A 19,724-nucleotide genomic window follows, 5' to 3' on the forward strand; every position below is an offset into this window, starting at 1 on the left:
GCCGGCAAGCCGGGCTCCTACGGGTCATTGTTCACGGCGGACCATGTCGTCTCAGCGATTGCCGTCGACGGGATCAATGTCGGCCAACTCGGCCTCATCCAGGCCATTGCCGCCGCCAATTTCATCTTCATCGACGATACTCAGGTCCCAATCCGCCTGTTCGCCCTCACCGGCCTCCCGGGCATCCCGCGCGCCATCTTCATGGATCAGCGTTTCCGGGCTCATGTCATCATCCGTGGACTCATGATCCGCCGTCGAAGCCCCGGTCATTCCCGCTTCGCGTACCCGTTCGTCGGGCATCAGGTGTTCGCGCTCGCTTTGCGGGATCTCATCGCCAATTTCTGCGGTCGGTTCTTCCTCGTCAAAATCCAGCTCACGCATCGAACCCATGCGATCTTCGTTGTCATCAATGGGTTCGGGCTGCGTAGCACCGTAGGGACGTCGTGATTCAGTCATGGCCAATCCTCATACTGTGGGGCTTATAGTGTGTGGACAGGCTGGGCTCCCCAAAGATTCAAGCTAATTTGCGCGCGGCGTGACCTGGACGAGGGGTTGTCAGTCACAAAACTGCGCATCATTCCTGAGGCTTTCCCTGATGAACGAACTACAAGACCTGCTTGATAACAACGAACGCTGGGCGGACGCGATCAAACAGGAAGATCCCGAATTCTTCGCCAAGCTCGCCCGCCAGCAAACCCCGGAATACCTGTGGATCGGCTGCTCCGACGCCCGGGTCCCGGCCAACGAGATCGTCGGCATGCTGCCGGGTGATCTGTTCGTGCACCGTAACGTGGCCAACGTGGTGCTGCACACCGACCTCAACTGTCTGTCGGTGATCCAGTACGCGGTGGACGTGCTCAAGGTCAAACATATCCTCGTCACCGGCCACTATGGCTGTGGCGGCGTGCGTGCGTCGATGCAGGACCGTCAGTTCGGCCTGATCGACGGCTGGTTGCGCACCATTCGTGACCTTTATTACGAAAACCGCGACGTACTGGCCCAGTTGCCTACCGAAGAAGAACGCGTCGACCGCCTGTGCGAGCTGAACGTGATCCAGCAGGTAGCCAACGTCGGTCACACCAGCATTGTGCAAAACGCCTGGCACCGTGGGCAGAGCCTGTCCATCCATGGCTGTATCTACGGCATCAAGGATGGCCGCTGGAAGAGCTTGAACACCACCATCAGTGGCTTCGAGCAACTGCCGCCGCAGTATCGCCTGCGTCCGTTGGGTGAAGCCTAAGGGCGTTTGCGCTCGCGCCACTGGGCCATGAACGCCTGCCCTTCGGCGTTCAGCGGCTCATCGCGACCGGTAATCCAGCCCCGGCAGCTCAGTTCGCCGCATCGGCAGGCGAACTGCCGGAACAGTACGTCATCGGTCATGGCGTAATCCATGGTCAACCGCTCGCCGGGATGGATTTCATGCAGGGCCCAGACCTCCAGGTAGTGCAAGTCGAGAAACACATTCGGTTTGCACGAATGCGAAAACAGGCCGCTGAACCAACAGTCATAGAGATGGGTGCGCGACGACAGTTGCAAGGTGTGTCGGCGTCGCTCCCTGAGGACGTAGCCGGAAATCGTGGCGATGCATACACGGCTGTCGAAGGCCACGCGCGCCTTGACCACGGCACCACTGCCGCCCGTGTCCTGCACCACTTCGAATTGCTCGCTTGAAGGGTAGCCTTGTCCGAGCTTGGATTTGAACGGGTAAAGGCAGTCACTCACAGCGGTTTTAGCCTTATCCATGGCCTGAGTTTTCATGACTCTCCTGGTTTAGGCTGCATCGACCTGCGGGTGGTGTCTGACTGCCAGTCTTGCAGCTGATGGACGCGGCTCAAGACTCGCTGAAGACGAAACCGATTTCTACTGTCAATGTTGACAGTAGAAATCGGTTTTTTGTGCGCACTACAGCGCCGGGGCTGCAATGGCTGGCGTCGGGGCCGCGTTCCTCAATTGTTTCAACTGGGTCTTGATGCCCGGCGTGGCGCATTTGGCGTTGGCCTCCTCCGGGGACAGGTTGCGCACCGAGGTATAGAACAACTCACAGGTTTGCTCCTTGCGCGTAACCTGCCAAGTGTTCATGCACGCCTTGAGCAACACATTCGGATCGCTCGCCGGTTTCTGCCCCATCCCGGCTTGCCAGCAGGCGGCGCTCAGGTCCTGACCCATCACCTTCAACCCGGCCTCGTCGGCTTTCTGCTCGTTGCCGTCGTAAGTGTCGGGGCTTGCCGCATACCAGATGTAACTCGGGTGGTTGGCGCCCAGCACCGGGACGGTCTTGCCGGCGACCGGGCTGATCTGCGCCAGGCCCAGCACCGCCACGGTCTGCCCGTATTGTTGCTTGATCCAACTGCGCACCGGCGCGCCGAACGCCACCATCGGCAACGCCCCTTTGGCGGAGAGGCTCAGTTCCTGGACCATGCGCGTCTGGTAATCGGTGAAGTAGCTGTAGACGGTTTCCAGGTCCTTGCCGGCGTTGGACGGCGCGGCGATGGGCGCGATATCGATGATGGTCTGGTAAGCCGGCGTTTCAGTGGCTGGGATGCCGTTATCCGTGAGCAGGGTGGCCCAGCGGTCCGTGGTGGCCGATTGCAGGTAGTCCTGGGCCTGGGTCAGCGAGTAATCCGGTGGGAAGTGCAGCAGCTCGACGCTTTTGCGGTTCTCCAGGGCCATGCCCAGCGGCAGGAACAGGTACCAGTTATAGGCCCACTTGCCGTCGCTGTTGAGCTGCCTGGCGCCTTGATAGGCCAGGTCGGCGGTGTTGAGCAACGTGGTCAGGGGTTGGCCGTAACTGTCCGGTACGCCGCTGAAGGTCGCTGAGACCTGCCCGTCATGGGTTTTGACGCTGACTTTCGCCCGGCTGTAGCCATCCCGTTGCAGGCTCTGGTTCAGATAGTGCTCGGCAGTCTGCTCCAGCGTCCATGGCCGAAAGCAGATCACGTTGCAGTTATTGGGATAGGCGAACAGTTGGGTCACGCGCTGGGTGCTCCCCAGCGGAACTTCGATATCGGCCTGTACGACCGCACTCGCCATCAGTGCGGCCAGGGTGAAGGTCAGCCTGGTCGGTTTGAACATGGTTGTTTCCTTGTCAGCGAAAGCCCGTCTGCGCGGGATGGAAGCCCACCTCCACACAGTAGCGGCTGACCAGGAAAACCGCGTGCTAAATCGCCAGGCGTGTCGCTATTGGATAAGAAAACCTACAGGTTGAACTGCAAGGCGTTGCTCAAGTCGCCCATGGGCGTCTGGCCGCGGGCGATCATCGCGTCATCCCGCTGCTTGAGGCCGTCCAGGGTCTCCAACTGGAACACCCGAGTAATCAAGCGCAGGATCGATGCCGTGTCATACACGGTATGGTCCACCGTGCCTTTGCGTGCGAACGGCGACACTACAATCGCCGGGATCCGCGTGCCCGGGCCCCAACGGTCGCCCTTGGGCGGTGCCACGTGGTCCCACCAACCGCCGTTTTCATCGACGGTCACCACCACCACCATGTTTTTCCACTGCGGGCTCTCCTGCAGTACCTTCAAGGCGCGTGCGATATGGCGGTCGCCCGAGGCCACGTCGGCATAGCCTGCGTGCATGTTCAGGTTGCCCTGGGGCTTGTAGAAGGTCACGGCGGGCAATGTGCCGGCCTGGGCATCGGCAAAGAACCTGTTGGTGCTCGACTCGTCCCCCAAACCGCCATCGCGCAGGCGCTTGTCACGCTCGGCCCGGTTCTGCGGACCTTGTTGCTTGAAGTAGTTGAACGGCTGGTGGTGATACTGGAAGTTCGGAATCTTCGGGATACCGCCCGAATCCTTGAACTGGTCCAGCGTCGCTTGCCACGCACCGGCGTACCACGCCCAGTCGACATTCTTTTTCGACAGCTTGTCACCGATGTGCTCGTGGGTTTGCGGCACCAGCACGTTAGGCAGGTCGGGCTTGGAGTAGTCCGGGTTTTCCGGGTCGCGAATCCAGGTCGGCCAGTATGGCGGGGCCAGAGTGTTCACACCGTAGCCATCCGGGGTCAGGGCGCTGGGGCCGAACTGCGGTGGGCCGGTCATGGCGCTGGCGGGAGACTTGTCCAGCGGCTTGAGGCGCGGGTCGGTGGGGTCATCGCTTTGCAGCGTGGCGATCTGTGCCTTGGCCACCGATTGCGCGGCATTCGGGTAAAACGGCGCGGTGGCGCTGATCAGGTACTGATGGTTGAGGAATGAGCCACCGAACGCACCCTGGAAGAAGTTATCGCACAGCACGAACTCCTTGGCCACATCCCACAAACGCAGGGAGTATCGGCTCTGGGCGTAGTGGCCCATCACCAGGCCACCGGAATCCGCCCAGGCGACGAAGCCGTCGTTCTTGCCACCGTTGATCTGCATCTGGTTCTGATAGAACACGTGCCACAAGTCGCGGGTGACCAGGCTCAGAGGCAGGTCCTCGGCGTTCGGGCCCTTGAGGGCGAACGGCGCATTGGGCAGGTTTTCCTGGAATTGCACTTCGCTGGGGTAGGTCACCCCATCAACCGTCTGTGGGCCGACCTGCAACACGCCACCCCAGGCGGGGGGCAGCGTGGTCAGCACGCTGCCGTCGCGGTCGCGTTGCTGAGTGTCGACGGCAGACAATGCCGACAGCGGTTTCTCCACACCGGGGAAGTCCGCAAACAGGTTGTTGAAGCTGCGGTTCTCGGCATAGATCACCACCACGGTTTTCACCTGGTCGTGCAGGGCTTTGTCTAGCTCTTGTGGCGTGAGCGGCCGCGCCACCGGTTTGCCCGGTGCTTCGCTGGTATTGCCACAGCCACTCAAGGTCGCACCGACCCCCAACACCGCCGCGCCCCCCAGGAAGCGCCGACGGCTGGTGTCTACCGGCGGTTGGGCTACGGAATCGGGGGTAGGGTGGTCTTTGTGATCGTCACTCATTGTGGGGGGAGTCCTGGCGAGATGTTGCAAGATATTTCGCAGGACGGTAGCAATGGAATGTGACGGAACGAAGACAGCTGCAAGTGGCGAGCTTCAAGCAACACGCTTGAGGCTGACCGCTTGCAGCTTATTGCTGCTTCTATGGCATTACCTATGGCATTACCGGCGGCAAATACTTCAACGTTGTCCCCAATGCCCACAGCAGGAACAACACCAGCGGCGTGTGCACCAGCAGTTGCACGAACGAAAAGCCGATCAAATCCCGCGCCTTCAAGCCCAATACGCCCAGCAACGGCAGCATATAGAACGGGTTGATCAGGTTCGGCAGCGCCTCGGCGGCGTTGTAGATCTGCACCGCCCAGCCCAGGTGGTATTGCAGGTCATTGGCCACTTGCATCACGTAAGGCGCTTCGATGATCCATTTGCCGCCGCCCGACGGGATAAAGAAGCCCAGCACCGCCGAGTACACGCCCATCAGCAGCGCGTAGGTGTCGTGGGAGGCGATGGAGGTGAAGAAGGTCGAGATATGGTGCGCCAGGGTCTGGCCGTCGCCGCCCTTGACCACGGTCATCAGCGCGGCGATCGAGCCGTACAGCGGGAACTGGATCAGCACGCCGGTGGTGGTCGGCACCGCACGGGCCACTGCATCGAGGAAGCTGCGCGGACGCCAGTGCAGCAGGGCGCCGACCATGATGAACAGGAAGTTATAGGTGTTCAGCCCCGAGATGGCGCTGATCGCCGGCTTGGTCGAAAACTCATGGAACAGCCAGCCGGCCGCCAGCAACGCCAGCAGAATGGTCAGCAACGGGCTGTGTTCCAGCCACTCGCCCGGGCGTGTCGGGGCTTGCAGCTTGGGCAGGTTGAACGCCGGGTCGACCCCGCACGCCTTGGCGTCGCGGGCGCTGTTCGGGCCGGGCGCGGTGGCGTAGGCGATGATCAGTGACACCACGATCAACGCCAGCAGCAGCACTCCGGACTGCCACAGAAAGATGGTGTCCGTGAACGGGATCACGCCGGTGATCGACAGAATCGACGGAGGCAGGCTGGCCGGGTTGGCCTGCAACTGTGCGGCGGACGACGACAGCCCTAACGCCCATACGGCGCCAAGACCCAGGTACGCCGCAGCGCCGGCAGCACGATAGTCCATGCGCAAATCCGTGCGACGAGCCAATGCCCGCACCAGCAGGCCGCCAAATACCAGGGACAGGCCCCAGTTCAGCAAGGAGGCGACCATCGAGATCAGCGCCACCCAGGCCACGGCCGAGCGGCCGTTCTTCGGGATACGCGCCAGGCGGTCGATCAGTTTTATCGCGGGCGGCGAACTGGCCACCACATAGCCCCCGATCACCACAAAGGCCATCTGCATGGTGAACGGAATCAGGCTCCAGAACCCATCGCCAAAGGCTTTGGCGGCTTCGGTCGGCGCGGCGCCCATGCCCAGGGTCGCGACGGTGACGATGATCACGGCGAGGGCTGCAAACACCCAGGAGTCTGGAAACCAGCGTTCGGCGAAGTTGGAACAGCGCAGGGCAAATCGGGCATAGCGGCTTTCTTCGATAGCATCGGCCACGAGTCTTTCCTCTTGTATTTATTATGGTGTTGGCAGTTTTACGGCATGTTCCGCTACGGCGATTGATATGGGAATGCAGTTATTTTCATCGATCCATGAGGAAAACAAATATATCTGTTGCGATTGCCATCATTGGGCTCAGCTCATAACCTGCACGCCATTTTGTTTGTCTGCCGAGCCTTCACATGACTGCCACCTTTTCCCCACAGGCGCAGCGTTTTTCCCGCTCCGACTACAAAACCCTGGGCCTGGCCGCCCTGGGCGGCGCCCTGGAAATCTACGACTTCATTATCTTCGTGTTTTTCGCGCTGACGTTGAGCCAACTGTTCTTCCCGCCGGAAATGCCCGAGTGGCTGCGCCTGCTGCAAAGCTTCGGCATTTTCGTCACCGGCTACCTGGCACGCCCGCTGGGCGGCATCCTGATGGCCCATTTCGCCGATCACCTGGGGCGCAAGCGCGTGTTCAGCCTGAGCATCCTGATGATGGCCTTGCCCTGTTTGCTCATCGGGATCATGCCCACCTATGCGCAAATCGGTTATTTTGCGCCGCTGATCCTGCTGGCGCTGCGCGTGCTGCAAGGCGCAGCGGTAGGCGGTGAAGTGCCCAGCGCCTGGACCTTCGTCGCCGAACACGCGCCCCCCCACCATCGCGGTTATGCCCTGGGCTTTCTGCAGGCCGGCCTGACCTTCGGCTACCTGCTCGGCGCGCTCACCGCCACACTGCTGGCGCAAGTCTTCACCCCTGCAGAAATCCTCGACTACGCCTGGCGGTTTCCTTTCCTGCTAGGGGGCGTATTCGGTGTGATTGGCGTGTGGCTGCGCCGTTGGCTCAGTGAAACCCCGGTGTTCCTCGAAATGCAGGCCCGTCGCCAGGCTGCCGCCGAGCTGCCCTTGCGCACCGTGCTGCGCGACCACCGCGCCGTGCTGCTGCCGGCAATGATCCTCACCTGTGTGCTCACCTCCGCCGTGGTAGTACTGGTGGTCATCACCCCTACCATGATGCAGAAAACCTTCGGCATGAGCCCCAGCCACACCTTCGCCTTGAGCGCGTTGGGCATCGTGTTCCTGAATATCGGCTGCGTCCTGGCGGGCCTGCTGGTGGACCGCATTGGCGCCTGGCGCGCGGTGCTGGTCTACAGCCTGTTACTGCCGGTGGGCATTGCGCTGCTGTACGCCAGCTTGATCAATGGCGGTGTCTGGCTGGGCGCAGCCTACGCCGTGGCGGGCCTGAGTTGCGGCGTGGTGGGTGCGGTGCCGTCGGTGATGGTCGGCCTGTTTCCGGCGCACGTGCGGGTGTCAGGGATATCCTTCACCTACAACATTGCCTACGCGCTGTGGGCGAGTACGACACCGCTGCTACTGATTGCGCTGATGCCCACCAGCCCGTGGATTTGCGTGGGGTACTGCGTGGTGATGGGGGCGGTGGGCGTGGGGAGTGTGGCGCTGTTTGGCAAGCGCCACACGTTGGCTGCCTAGTTTCAGGTCAAGAAGTGCCACATCAGCAACGTACCGACCAACCCCACGACGGACACGATGGTCTGCAGCACCGACCACACCCAGATCGTCTGCTTCAACTGCAAGCCAAAGTACTCACGCACCATCCAGAACCCGGCGTCGTTGACGTGGCAGAAGAACACCGAGCCGGCGCCGATCGCCAGCGCTACCAATGAGCTTTGCGTCGCGGCCAGCCCCGCCATCATCGGCGCGAGGATGCCGGCGGTCGTGGTGGTGGCGACGGTGGCCGAGCCGGTGGCTTGGCGCAACGCAACCGCAATCAACCACGCGAGTAGCAGGTAGGGCATGTGTGCGCCTTCGGCGACCTTGCTGATGGTCTGGCTGACGCCGGCGTCCAGCAGGGTCTGCTTGAGGCCGCCACCGGCGCCGATGGTCAGCAGCAACACGGCGATGGGGGCGAGGGCTTTGCGCAGGGTGTTGCCGACGTCGGCACGCGGCATGCCGGCGGCCCAGCCGAGGCAGATCACTGCGGCGATCACGGCCAGGCCGAGGGCGATCAGGGGTTCGCCGAGGAACTTCAAGGTCAGGCCGACGGTGCTTTCGGCCGGCAGCGCGACCTTGGCCAGGGTGCTGCCCAGCATCAGAATCACGGGCAACAGAATGATCAGCAGCGACACGCCAAAACTCGGCTGGCGCGGCGCCTTGGGCGGAGCACTGAACAGTGCGCCGATGTCAGCCGGCTCATCCACGTGCAGGCGTTTGGACAGCCAGTTGCCGTAGATCGGGCCCGCCAGAATCACTGCCGGTACCGCGAGGCAGAAGCCCAGCAACATGGTCAGGCCCAGGTCGGCGTGCAGCGCGCTCACCGCAATCAGCGGCCCCGGATGCGGTGGCATCAGGGCGTGCAGGGTGGTCATGCCCGCCAGCGCCGGAATGGCAATTTTCAGCAGCGGCTGGTTCGAACGTTTGGCCATCACAAAGATGATCGGCACCATCATCACCAGGCCTACCTCGAAGAACAGCGGCAAACCAATCACCATCGCTACCAGCGCCATCACCCACGGCAATGACTTGCCCTTGCCCAGCCCGAGCAAGGTGGTGGCAATGCGATCGGCCGCGCCGGATTCGGCCATCAGCGCGCCGAGCATCGAGCCCAGGGCGATGATGATCCCGGCTTCACCGAGTATCGCCCCGGCGCCCTTGCTGAACGCCTTGGCCACTTCTTCCGGCGGCAGGCCGGCGCCGACACCGGCGATAAAGGTGCCGATCAGGATCGACAGGAACGGCGGCAGTTTGGTCGCGCTGATCAGCACGATGATGCTGGCGATGGCCAGCAGGACGCAAAACATAAGGCGTGTGTCGTGAACCATCCACGCGGCAGTCGATAACTCCAAAGCGGGACTCCTTATCGAACAGGTTGGGAAAATTGTTTCTTTTTGTTTCCTGCTCGAAAAGCATACCTGATACCGCGATAGCCCAGTGCTTATGTGCCGTTTTGGTGCAACCGTCAATAACGGTCCGAAATACCTGCCGCAGAGCCATTGCTGTCGGATTTGTAATCTTTGCTCCACCGCTGTGATAAGTCGCGACCGCTACATTGCCCCCGCTTGTACTTCATGGGCGTGGAACTCTCGTTATGGCAATTTCCGTTAGAAAACTTCTGGGGGCGGGTGTGTTGTGGGTGATTGCCAGCAGTGCTCACGCACAGACCCTGACCCTCGATTCGGCGCTGCAGACCGCCTTTGCCAACAACCCGGACCTGGCGGCCGCGCAATGGGAAATCGACATCGCCCAAGGCGGTCGCCAACAGGCCGGCTTGATCCCTAACCCGGTGGTCTCCTGGGATGCCGAAGACACCCGTCGCGATACACGTACCACCACGGTGAAACTCAGCCAGACCCTGGAGCTGGGTGGCAAGCGCGGCGCTCGTATCGACGTCGCCACGCGTGCCCAGGACGCTGCCGCGCTCACCCTGGAACAACGTCGCAACACATTGCGCGCCGATGTCATCGACAGCTATTACGGTGCCCTACAGGCGCAGGAACGCCTCGATCTGGCGCAGCGTTCCATGGCCTTGGCCGAGCGCGGCCTGGTCGTCGCCAACGGTCGTGTCAGCGCCGGGAAATCCTCGCCGGTGGAAGCCACCCGCGCCCAGGTGCAGGTGTCGGAGATCCGCCTGGAGCTCAATCGCGCGCAAACAGGCCTCACCGATGCCTATCGCCGCCTGGCCGCCAGCACCGGCAGCGCCATGCCGGACTTCCAGGCCGTCGCCCCACCACAATCATCCACACCGTCGTTGCCGCCAGCCGTCCAGTTGCTGGATCGTCTTGAACAAACCGCCGAACTGCGCCTGGCCGAACTGAACATCCTGCAAAACGAAGCCAGCGTCGGCCTGGAAAAGGCCCAGCGCATTCCCGACCTCGACGTGTCCATCGGCAGCCAATACGACGCCAGCGTGCGCGAGCGCGTGAACCTGGTGGGCGTGTCGATGCCCATCCCGCTGTTCAATCGCAACCAGGGCAACGTGCTGGCGGCGACTCGCCGCGCCGACCAGGCCCGCGACCTGCGCAACGCCGCCGAATTGCGCCTGCGCACCGAAACCCGACAAGCCCTCGACCTGTGGCAAACCGCGAATACCGAAGTGCGCGCCTTCAACCAGCAGATCCTGCCGGCCGCCCAAAGTGCGGTGGACAGCGCCACCCGCGGCTTCGAGATGGGCAAGTTCAGTTTCCTCGACGTGCTCGACGCCCAGCGCACCCTGATCGCGGCCCGTACCCAATACCTCGCGGCCACCGCCCAGGCCACCGATGCCTGGGTGCGTATCGAACGGATCTACGGCGACCTCGCCCGGTTTTGATTTTTCCTGGAGTCCTCTATGAACAACACACGTGGCGTGGCGCTTGCCGTCGCCTTGAGCCTGATGCTGTCCAGCGTTGCAAAGGCTGATGAAGAAGAAGGTGAGCTTGAACTCACCGAGCAGCAGATTCAGGCCGCTGGCATTCAGATCGCCCAGGCTCAACCGCGTGCGATCAGCACGTTGCTGGTGCTGCCGGCAGAGGTGCGCTTCGATGAAGACCGTACCTCCCACATCGTCCCGCGTGCGGCGGGTGTGGTGGAGTCGGTCAAGGTCAATCTCGGCCAGTCGGTGAAGAAGGGCGAGTTGTTGGCGGTGATCGCCAGCCAGCAGATTTCCGATCAGCGCAGCGAGTTGGCCGCCAGCGAGCGTCGGGTCGAACTGGCCCGCACCACCTTCCAGCGAGAGCGGCAATTGTGGCAGGACAAGATCTCCGCCGAGCAGGATTACCTGCAGGCGCGCCAGTCTCTGCAGGAAGCCGAAATCGCCCTGAACAACGCCCGCCAGAAGATGAGCGCGTTGAGCGGCAGCGTTGTGCTGGTGGGGGGCAATCGCTACGAACTGCGTGCGCCTTTTGCTGGCGTCGTGGTGGAAAAACACCTGGGCGTCGGCGAAGTCGTGAGTGAGAGCACAAACGCCTTCACCCTCTCGGACTTGTCCCAGGTGTGGGTGACCTTCGGGGTGTTCCCCAAGGACTTGAACAAGGTGCGCGTCGGCAAACCGGTAAAAGTCAGCTCCACGGAAATGGGCACCGAGGTACACGGCACCGTGGCCTATGTCGGCAACCTGCTCGGCGAGCAGACGCGCACCGCCACCGTGCGTGTGAGCGTGCCCAACCCCGACGATGCCTGGCGCCCTGGATTGTTTGTCAGCGTGCAACTGGCCACCGACACATTCCAGGCCAAGGTCACCGTACCCCAGGAGGCGATCCAGACCGTCGAGGACAAACCTTCGGTGTTCGTGCGCACCGAGCACGGTTTTGTCACCCGTCACCTGGAACTGGGCGCGCGCGAAAACGGCTACGTCGAAGTCCGCCAGGGCCTGGATGCCGGGGCGCAGGTGGCCACGGTCGGCAGCTTCATCCTCAAGTCCGAACTGGGCAAAGGCTCGGCCGAGCACGCCCATTGATCCTGCGAGTGATTTCCCATGTTTGAGCGCCTTATCCAATTTGCCATCGAGCAGCGCATCATCGTGCTGCTGGCGGTGCTGCTGATGGCCGGTGTTGGCATCGCCAGCTACCAGAAGTTGCCCATCGACGCGGTGCCCGATATCACCAACGTGCAGGTGCAGATCAACTCGGCCGCGGCCGGGTTTTCGCCGCTGGAAACCGAGCAGCGCATCACCTTTCCCATCGAAACCGCCATGGCCGGCTTGCCCGGTTTGCAGCAGACCCGTTCGCTGTCGCGTTCCGGTTTGTCTCAGGTGACGGTGATTTTCAAGGACGGCACCGACCTGTTTTTCGCCCGCCAACTGGTCAACGAGCGCCTGCAGGTGGCCCGCGAGCAATTGCCCGCCGGTATCGAAACCGCCATGGGGCCGATTTCCACCGGCCTCGGGGAAATTTTCCTATGGACCGTGGAGGCCAAGGACGGCGCGCTCAAGGACGACGGTACGCCCTACACTCCGACCGATCTGCGGGTGATCCAGGACTGGATCATCAAGCCGCAACTGCGCAATGTGCCCGGCGTGGCCGAGATCAACACCATCGGCGGCTTTGCCAAGGAATACCAGATTGCGCCCGACCCCAAGCGCCTGGCCGCCTACAACCTGACCTTGAATGACCTGGTCACGGCGCTTGAGCGTAACAACGCCAATGTCGGCGCTGGCTATATCGAGCGCAGCGGCGAGCAATTGCTGATCCGGGCGCCGGGGCAATTGGCCTCGATTGACGACATCGCCAATATCGTCATCACCAGTTCGGACGGCACGCCGATTCGCGTGCGCAATGTGGCTCAGGTCGAGATCGGCCGTGAGATGCGTACCGGTGCCGCCACGGAAAATGGCCGCGAAGTGGTGCTGGGCACGGTGTTCATGTTGATCGGCGAAAACAGCCGCAGCGTGTCCCAGGCCGTGGCGAAAAAGCTCGAAGAGATCAACCGGTCGCTGCCCGAAGGCGTCGTTGCGGTCACCGTCTACGACCGCACCAACCTGGTCGAGAAAGCCATCGCCACCGTGAAGAAAAACCTCTTCGAAGGTGCACTGCTGGTGGTGGCGGTGCTGTTCCTGTTCCTCGGTAATATCCGCGCCGCGCTGATTACCGCGATGGTGATTCCGCTGGCGATGCTGTTCACGTTTACCGGGATGTTCACCAACAAGGTCAGCGCCAACCTGATGAGCCTCGGCGCGCTGGACTTCGGCATTATCGTCGACGGCGCGGTGGTGATCGTCGAGAACGCCATCCGCCGCCTGGCCCATGCACAACAGCGCCATGGTCGCCTGCTGACCCGCAGCGAACGCCTGCATGAAGTGTTTGCGGCGGCCAAGGAAGCGCGACGGGCGCTGATCTTCGGGCAACTGATCATCATGGTGGTGTACCTGCCGATCTTTGCCCTCACCGGTGTGGCCGGGAAAATGTTCCACCCGATGGCGTTTACCGTGGTGATCGCCCTGTTGGGCGCGATGATTCTGTCGGTGACCTTCGTGCCGGCGGCGATTGCGCTGTTCGTCACGGGCAAGGTCAAGGAAGAGGAAAACTTCGTCATGCGCGGTGCGCGCCGGGTCTATGCGCCGGTGCTCGATTGGGTGATGGCGCGTCGTCCGCTGGTATTCGGCCTGGCCGTATTGGCCATCGTCGCTTCGGGCGCTGTCGCCAGCCGCATGGGCAGCGAATTTATCCCCAGCCTCAGTGAAGGCGACTTTGCCCAGCAGGCCTTGCGCGTGCCAGGCACCAGCCTGACGCAATCGGTGCAGATGCAGCAGCAACTGGAAAAAACCTTGATGGCCCAGGTGCCGGAAATCGAGCGGGTGTTTGCGCGTACCGGCACCGCGGAAATTGCCTCCGACCCGATGCCGCCGAACATTTCCGACAGCTACGTGATGCTCAAGCCCAAGGACCAATGGCCCGATCCGAGCAAGTCCCGCGAGACACTCATCGCCGACATCCAGCGCGCCAGTGCGATTGTGCCGGGCAGCGCGTACGAGTTGTCGCAACCGATCCAACTGCGTTTCAACGAGTTGATTTCCGGGGTCCGCAGCGACGTCGCGGTGAAGGTATTCGGCGATGACATGGATGTGCTCAACAAGACCGCCGCGGAAATCGCCGAGACCCTGCAAAAACTCGACGGCGCCTCGGAAGTCAAGGTTGAACAAACGTCCGGGCTGCCGGTGCTGACCATCAATATCGACCGCGACAAGGCCGCGCGCTTTGGCCTGAATGTGGGCGATGTGCAGGACACCATTGCCGTCGCCGTCGGAGGGCGCCAGGCCGGTACCTTGTACGAAGGTGATCGGCGCTTTGACATGGTCGTGCGTTTGTCCGACGCGCTGCGTACCGATATCGACGGGCTGTCGCGGCTGTTGATTCCGGTGCCGGGTAATGCATCTGGCCAGTTGGGCTTTATTGCCCTGTCCCAGGTCGCCAGCCTGGACCTGGTACTCGGCCCGAACCAGATCAGCCGTGAAAACGGCAAGCGCCTGGTGATCGTCAGTGCCAACGTGCGTGGGCGGGATATCGGCTCATTCGTGGAGGACGCCGAGGCGGCGCTCATCGCTCAGGTGAACGTGCCGGCGGGTTACTGGACCACGTGGGGCGGCCAGTTCGAACAATTGAAGGAGGCGTCCGACCGGCTGCGCATCGTGGTGCCGGTTGCGTTGCTGCTGGTGTTCGGCTTGCTGTTCATGATGTTCAACAACCTCAAGGACGGCTTGCTGGTATTTACCGGCATTCCGTTCGCTTTGACCGGTGGGATCATGGCGCTGTGGCTGAGGGATATTCCGTTGTCGATCTCGGCCGGCGTGGGCTTTATTGCCTTGTCCGGCGTGGCGGTGCTGAACGGCCTGGTGATGATCGCCTTCATCCGTAATTTGCGCGAAGAAGGGCGCTCGTTGTCGGTGGCCATCCACGAAGGCGCACTGACGCGGCTGCGCCCGGTGCTGATGACGGCGTTGGTGGCGTCGCTTGGGTTTATTCCTATGGCGCTTGCCACCGGCACCGGCGCCGAAGTGCAGCGGCCGCTGGCGACGGTGGTGATCGGCGGGATCATTTCCTCGACGTTGCTGACCCTGCTGGTGCTGCCGGCGCTGTATCAGTGGGCGCATCGCAAGGAAGAGCAAACACCTGAGGTGTGATCGTTGTGGTGAGCAGGCTTGTCCTGCGTTGGGTGGCGAAGCCGCCCCAAAACCAGGCACCGCATTTCTATTTGAGGAGACATGCTGTTCGTGATGGGGCTGCTCCGCAGCCCGGCGCGGGGCAAGCCCACTCACCACATCAATCCTGCTCACGCAAGGAAGAGCAAACACCTGAGGTGTGATCGTTGTGGTGAGCAGGCTTGTCCTGCGTTGGGTGGCGAAGCCGCCCCGCTCACCACATCAATCCTGCTCACCACATCAAGCTTGCTTACTGAAACACGGCTTGTTCAAGGAAGAGGAAACACCAGGCTGAACCGCGTGAAGCGGCCCGGCTGGCTGCTGACGTCGGCGTGCCCCTGATGCAGGTGCATGATCGACTGCACAATCGCCAGCCCCAGGCCGGTGCCGCCTTCAGCGCGGGTGCGGCTGCTGTCGGCGCGATAGAAACGTTCGAACAGGTGCGGCAGGTGATGGGCCTCGATGCCGCGCCCCGGATTGCCGACCGACAGCGATACTTTCTGGTCATAGCTTTCCACCAGCAGCATCACACTGGAAGCGCTGGGGGTATGGCGAATCGCATTGGACAGCAGGTTGGAAATGGCGCGCTGGATCATCAAGCGGTCACCCGTCACCCAGGCGTCGCCGCGCAGGCTCAGGGTGATGTGCTTGTCCTCGGCACTCAGGGCGAACAGTTCCATCACCCGCTGCGCTTCCTGCGCCAGCGACACCGGGGCAAACCCGGCCCGCGCCGCCGGGTGGCTGACCTGGGCCAGGAACAACATGTCGGAGACAATCCGCGACAGGCGCTCCATTTCCTCGGTACAGGATTCCAGGCCGGCCTTGTATTCCTCCGAGGGCCGTTCGCGAGACAGGGTCACCTGGGCCTTGCCCATCAGGTTGGTCAACGGTGCACGCAGTTCGTGGGCCAGGTCGTCGGAGAACTGCGACAGTTGCTGCACCCCGGCGTCGAGGCGGTGCAGCATGAAATTGATGCCCTGGGCCAATTCGCCCAGCTCCTGGGGCAGGTTGTCCAGGGACAGGCGATGGGTCAGGTCCTGGGTGCTGACTTTGGCCGCCACGCGACTGAACTGCTGCAAGGGCGCGAGCCCGCGTTGCACCAGCCACCAGGCGCCCATGCCGATCAGGATCAGCAGCATCGGCAAGGCGATGACCGTGGAGCGCAGGTAGGCACTGAGTAGCGCTTCATCATCGGAGCGATCCAGCGACAGCAGCACGCGCACGTTCTCGCCCTTTTGCAATGACATCAGGCGCGTGGCGCTGAGGATGCGATTGCCCAGGCCATCGACCCAATTCAAATAGGCCAGGGTTTTGCTTGCGGGCACGTCGAGCAGCAATGGCTGCTGCGGTTTGGCGCCGACACTCAGCAACACGGGCGCATCGGGGCGTGCGCCGATGATGGTCAGGTAGATGTTGTCGTGGCCCATCACCAGGTCCAGTAGTGAGTGGGGGCGACTGGTGATGTCGTGAGCGTCGAGGCCCTGGCCAAGGCTGTGCTCCAGTTGCTCCATCTTGTTTTCCAGGCCCTTGCGCGCCAGCTTGTCCAGCTCGTGGGTCAGGGCCAGGTAAGCCAGGGTCGCCAACAGCACGACCAGCCCGGCGCCCATCAGGCTGACGGTCAACCCCAGGCGCATCGACAGGCTGCTGGTCCTCATGTGCGCGCCTCCAGCACATAACCCACGCCGCGTATGGTGTGGATCAACTTCACCTCGCTCTGGTCATCGACCTTGCCGCGCAGGCGGCTGATGGAGACTTCCACCACATTCGTGTCGCAGTCGAAGTTCATGTCCCACACCAGCGAGATGATCTGCGTGCGGGTCATCACCTCTCCGGCCTGGCGCATGAGTACATGCAGCAGGGCGAACTCCTTGGTGGTGAGGTCGATGCGGCGGTTGCCGCGATAGGCGCGATGTCGGCGCGGGTCCAGCTCCAGGTCCGAGACGCGTAGCACCTCCGGCACCGGGATGTGCTCGCTGCGCCGCAGCAGGGTGCGCACTCGGGCCAACAGCTCGGGAAACTCGAAGGGTTTGACCAGGTAGTCATCGGCGCCCATGTCCAGGCCCTTGATCTTGTCGGCCAGTCGGCCGCGCGCGGTCAGCATCATCACGCGCTGGTTGCCGTCGCGACGCAGTTGTTCCAGCACTTCCCAACCGTCGGTGTTGGGCAAGTTGACATCGAGGATTACCAATTCGTAGCTGTGTTGCCGTGCCAGGTGCAGGCCATCAATGCCGCTGGCTGCGCAATCGACGACATAACCGCTTTCGGTCAGGCCTTGCTGCAGGTAGTCGGCGGTTTTCTGCTCGTCCTCAACCACAAGGATACGCATGGGGGGTTACCTTCAAAGAAAACGAAAAAGGGCATGGCCTCATAGCGAGGCTGAGTACGCTGTAGGAAAACTCTGAACCGTGAAGTAGCTTTAGGGTCAAGGCAAGTCAGGCGGGTGCGACGATTCGTCACTGAGCCCGCGCACAAAAAAAACGCCCCGGTGGGGGCGTAAAAATTCATCTCTGTTCCAAAGGAGCTACACAAAAGCCGCAGAGATGAGATGTGTTCGATGTGCAGTGTAAAAAGTGCAACTTAACGCGAAGGTGAGGCCGATATTACAGTTCTGACAGACTTCAACGTGTGAACAGATGTAGGCCATCGGCAAGTGAATGTAAGTGCGATGCCTTAGAGCACGGCGAGTGGGTACTCGACAATTAGCCGAACTTCTTCGAGGTCCGACTCGAATGCACTTGAGCGCACCGTTGCCTGGCGAAGTCGCAGCGATAAATCCTTCAAGTTTCCGCCCTGCACCACATACTTGGCCTCGATATCCCGCTCCCAGCGGCGTTGATCGGTGAGTGGGTCGCCTGCCGCATCGCGGCGCATGTACACCGCGTTGGCGTTGCTGTAGTCGGCGCCGGTGCCTTTGCCGTAGCGGGTCATGAACGACAGGCCGGGGATGCCGAACGCCTGCATGTCCAGGTCGTAGCGCACCATCCATGAGCGCTCCTTGGGCGAGTTGAAGTCGCTGTACTGGATCGAGTTGTTGAGGAAGATCGAGTCCGATTGGCGCAGGTAATCGAAGTCGTCATCGCCGTTGTTACGTTGGTGCGATACGGCCAGGCTGTGGGCGCCGACCTTTACACCGAGCCTGGCGCTCCAGATGTTGTTGTCGAATTCACCCAGGCGTTTTTTACCTTCGTCCACGGCTTTGTAGTAGTTGAAGTCGCCGAACAGCGAAACGTCCTCACCCAGCGGATAGCTGGCGGCGGTGCCGAAGTAGTACTGGTCCCAGGCATCCTTCAAGCGGCTGCCGTAGAGGCTGACGCTGAGGTGTTTGTTTACAGTGTAATCGCCGCCGAAATAGCCGATCCAGGGCGAGTCAACCTGGCCTGCATAAAAGGTCGCGAAGCCCTTGTTCATGCCACTCTGGGTGGGTTGGCTCATGCCGCTCAAGCGTCCGCCTTGCAGGGTCAGGCCCTCGAGGCTGGTGTTTTGTGCGGTCACGCCACGAAAGCTTTCCGGCAAGACGCGCGAATCGCCGTAAGCCACCACCGGGTTCAGCGGGAATACGTCACCGGCCTTGACCACGGTGTCCAGCACACGCAATTTCGCGGCGCCGCCGAATTTGCTGTAGTTGTCCTCGGGGTGGTTTTCGCTGTCCACCGGCAGCATGCCGAACGAACCCTTGCCGCCACTGCGACCGGTGCCCGAGTCGAGTTTCACGCCGACCATCGCGAACGCATCCAGGCCAAAACCCACGGTGCCTTGGGTAAAGCCGGATTCGAATTTGCCGATCAACCCCTGCGCCCATGCCTCTGAATAGCCGTTGCCGGTAGGGCTGGACTGGCCCTTGCGATCATCGCGGTTGAAGTAAAAGTTACGTGCCAGCACGTTGAGGCTGCTGCCTTCGATAAAGCCTTGCGGTGTGTCTTCCACGGCCGCTGCGGCCAGCGGCAACGCGGCACAGAGTGACAGGGGAAGGCTGTAGTGACGAATACGCATGGTTCGCTCCTTGGTAATGGCAGTTATCAGCTTCTTATGAGAGTGGGCGTTCTTATTGATTTGGCCCGGGCTGATAGTTGCAAACCGTGGATAACGAAGAAGTGGCACGAAGATTACAATTCTGGAAACTCACTGTTATCTAACAAATAAGTAATGTTCTGGTGAAGATGGCGTCAGGGTCCGTTGGTTAATCTCGGCACTGAACTTTTCAGTCGAGGAACTAACCATGAAGTTTTATACCATCGGTCTGGGTGTGTTAACGGCCATGTTGTCTTTCGGTGCGTTGGCCGAAGGCGGGGGCGATCGTACGTTCGCGCTGATGATGGAACGCAATGAAAAAGCCATGGCCGACTACGCCGCCAAGAACGGCAAGCCGGCGCCCGAGGTACGGGCTTATCGCTATGGCATGAAGCTCGACATCGTCAAGGTGGTCAACGTCACCCCACCGATCCGCGCGTGCAACCCGGTGCCGTCGCGCATGACCTATGAAGATTCCAGCGGCAAGCTCAATACCCTTGAATACCAAGTGATGGGCGTGTGCCGGAACAATGGCAGTTAATGGATCCAAAAATATAGTTGAGCGCGGGGCTAAAGCCCTCTTAAGAAAACGCCGGGAGCGCCGATGCAGGTCAGATCCATCTCCATCATTTGACCAT

Annotated in this window: 15 protein-coding genes; 6 read left to right on the forward strand and 9 right to left on the reverse strand. The window is 61.6% G+C overall.

Annotated elements, in window-relative coordinates; translation table 11 throughout:
* Nucleotides 1-51: 51 nt before the first annotated feature.
* Complete coding sequence (locus BM70_RS0113555; RefSeq protein ID WP_025856498.1) at nucleotides 52-456, reverse strand: hypothetical protein; 405 nt, start codon at nucleotides 454-456, stop codon at nucleotides 52-54.
* 139 nt (nucleotides 457-595) lie between these two features.
* Here BM70_RS0113555 and can point away from each other — a divergent pair, with 139 nt between their 5' ends.
* Nucleotides 596-1,240 carry a carbonate dehydratase gene (can, locus tag BM70_RS0113560; protein WP_025856499.1) on the forward strand — a complete coding sequence of 215 codons (645 nt, stop codon included), beginning with the start codon at nucleotides 596-598 and terminating at the stop codon, nucleotides 1,238-1,240.
* Here can and BM70_RS0113565 read toward each other — a convergent pair.
* The 4 genes from BM70_RS0113565 to BM70_RS0113580 all read right to left on the reverse strand — a co-directional run bounded on the left by BM70_RS0113565 (nucleotide 1,237) and on the right by BM70_RS0113580 (nucleotide 6,465).
* Complete coding sequence (locus BM70_RS0113565) at nucleotides 1,237-1,758, reverse strand: SET domain-containing protein-lysine N-methyltransferase (protein ID WP_025856500.1); 522 nt, start codon at nucleotides 1,756-1,758, stop codon at nucleotides 1,237-1,239. The genes can and BM70_RS0113565 overlap by 4 nt on opposite strands.
* A gap of 144 nt (nucleotides 1,759-1,902) precedes the next feature.
* A complete protein-coding gene (locus tag BM70_RS0113570) occupies nucleotides 1,903-3,072 on the reverse strand; it encodes a hypothetical protein (RefSeq protein WP_025856501.1) in 1,170 nt (389 codons plus the stop codon).
* Between the two features lie 122 nt (nucleotides 3,073-3,194).
* The gene (gene acpA, locus BM70_RS0113575; RefSeq protein WP_025856502.1) at nucleotides 3,195-4,895 is read right to left on the reverse strand and encodes an acid phosphatase; all 1,701 of its coding nucleotides are present in this window, start codon (nucleotides 4,893-4,895) and stop codon (nucleotides 3,195-3,197) included.
* Nucleotides 4,896-5,046: 151 nt separating this feature from the next.
* Nucleotides 5,047-6,465, reverse strand: coding sequence for a short-chain fatty acid transporter (locus BM70_RS0113580; protein WP_025856503.1), 1,419 nt, complete (start codon nucleotides 6,463-6,465; stop codon nucleotides 5,047-5,049).
* A 185-nt stretch (nucleotides 6,466-6,650) separates the two neighbouring features.
* On the opposite strand from BM70_RS0113580, the gene BM70_RS0113585 reads away from it, so the two are divergent.
* Nucleotides 6,651-7,940: an MFS transporter gene (locus BM70_RS0113585; RefSeq protein ID WP_025856504.1), complete on the forward strand. Its 1,290-nt coding sequence runs from the start codon at nucleotides 6,651-6,653 to the stop codon at nucleotides 7,938-7,940.
* 2 nt (nucleotides 7,941-7,942) lie between these two features.
* Here BM70_RS0113585 and BM70_RS0113590 read toward each other — a convergent pair whose 3' ends face one another.
* Nucleotides 7,943-9,313 carry a gluconate:H+ symporter gene (locus BM70_RS0113590; RefSeq protein ID WP_025856505.1) on the reverse strand — a complete coding sequence of 457 codons (1,371 nt, stop codon included), beginning with the start codon at nucleotides 9,311-9,313 and terminating at the stop codon, nucleotides 7,943-7,945.
* A 242-nt stretch (nucleotides 9,314-9,555) separates the two neighbouring features.
* Here BM70_RS0113590 and BM70_RS0113595 point away from each other — a divergent pair, with 242 nt between their 5' ends.
* Genes BM70_RS0113595 through BM70_RS0113605 form a run of 3 tightly spaced genes read left to right on the forward strand, consistent with a single transcriptional unit; the run spans nucleotide 9,556 to nucleotide 15,060 of the window.
* A complete protein-coding gene (locus tag BM70_RS0113595; protein ID WP_025856506.1) occupies nucleotides 9,556-10,776 on the forward strand; it encodes a TolC family protein in 1,221 nt (406 codons plus the stop codon).
* Between the two features lie 18 nt (nucleotides 10,777-10,794).
* Nucleotides 10,795-11,901, forward strand: coding sequence for an efflux RND transporter periplasmic adaptor subunit (locus BM70_RS0113600; RefSeq protein WP_025856507.1), 1,107 nt, complete (start codon nucleotides 10,795-10,797; stop codon nucleotides 11,899-11,901).
* Nucleotides 11,902-11,919: 18 nt separating this feature from the next.
* Entirely contained in the window at nucleotides 11,920-15,060 is a 3,141-nt protein-coding gene (locus BM70_RS0113605; protein ID WP_025856508.1) for a CusA/CzcA family heavy metal efflux RND transporter, read from the forward strand.
* 287 nt (nucleotides 15,061-15,347) lie between these two features.
* Here BM70_RS0113605 and BM70_RS0113610 read toward each other — a convergent pair whose 3' ends face one another.
* From BM70_RS0113610 to BM70_RS0113620, 3 genes are all read right to left on the reverse strand, one after another.
* Nucleotides 15,348-16,733, reverse strand: a complete 1,386-nt coding sequence (locus BM70_RS0113610; protein WP_025856509.1) for a heavy metal sensor histidine kinase — start codon at nucleotides 16,731-16,733, stop codon at nucleotides 15,348-15,350.
* Nucleotides 16,730-17,404 (reverse strand): heavy metal response regulator transcription factor, encoded by a 675-nt coding sequence (locus BM70_RS0113615; RefSeq protein WP_025856510.1) that lies wholly within the window; start codon nucleotides 17,402-17,404, stop codon nucleotides 16,730-16,732. The genes BM70_RS0113610 and BM70_RS0113615 overlap by 4 nt, the downstream gene beginning before the upstream one ends.
* 344 nt (nucleotides 17,405-17,748) lie before the next feature.
* On the reverse strand, nucleotides 17,749-19,068 hold the full coding sequence (locus tag BM70_RS0113620; RefSeq protein WP_025856511.1) for an OprD family porin: 1,320 nt from the start codon (nucleotides 19,066-19,068) through the stop codon (nucleotides 17,749-17,751).
* A 226-nt stretch (nucleotides 19,069-19,294) separates the two neighbouring features.
* Between BM70_RS0113620 and BM70_RS0113625 the strand changes: the two genes are divergently transcribed.
* A complete protein-coding gene (locus BM70_RS0113625; protein WP_025856512.1) occupies nucleotides 19,295-19,627 on the forward strand; it encodes a DUF2790 domain-containing protein in 333 nt (110 codons plus the stop codon).
* The last annotated feature ends 97 nt before the right edge of the window (nucleotides 19,628-19,724 follow it).

This window comes from Pseudomonas sp. CHM02 (assembly GCF_000612585.1).
Lineage (GTDB): Bacteria > Pseudomonadota > Gammaproteobacteria > Pseudomonadales > Pseudomonadaceae > Aquipseudomonas.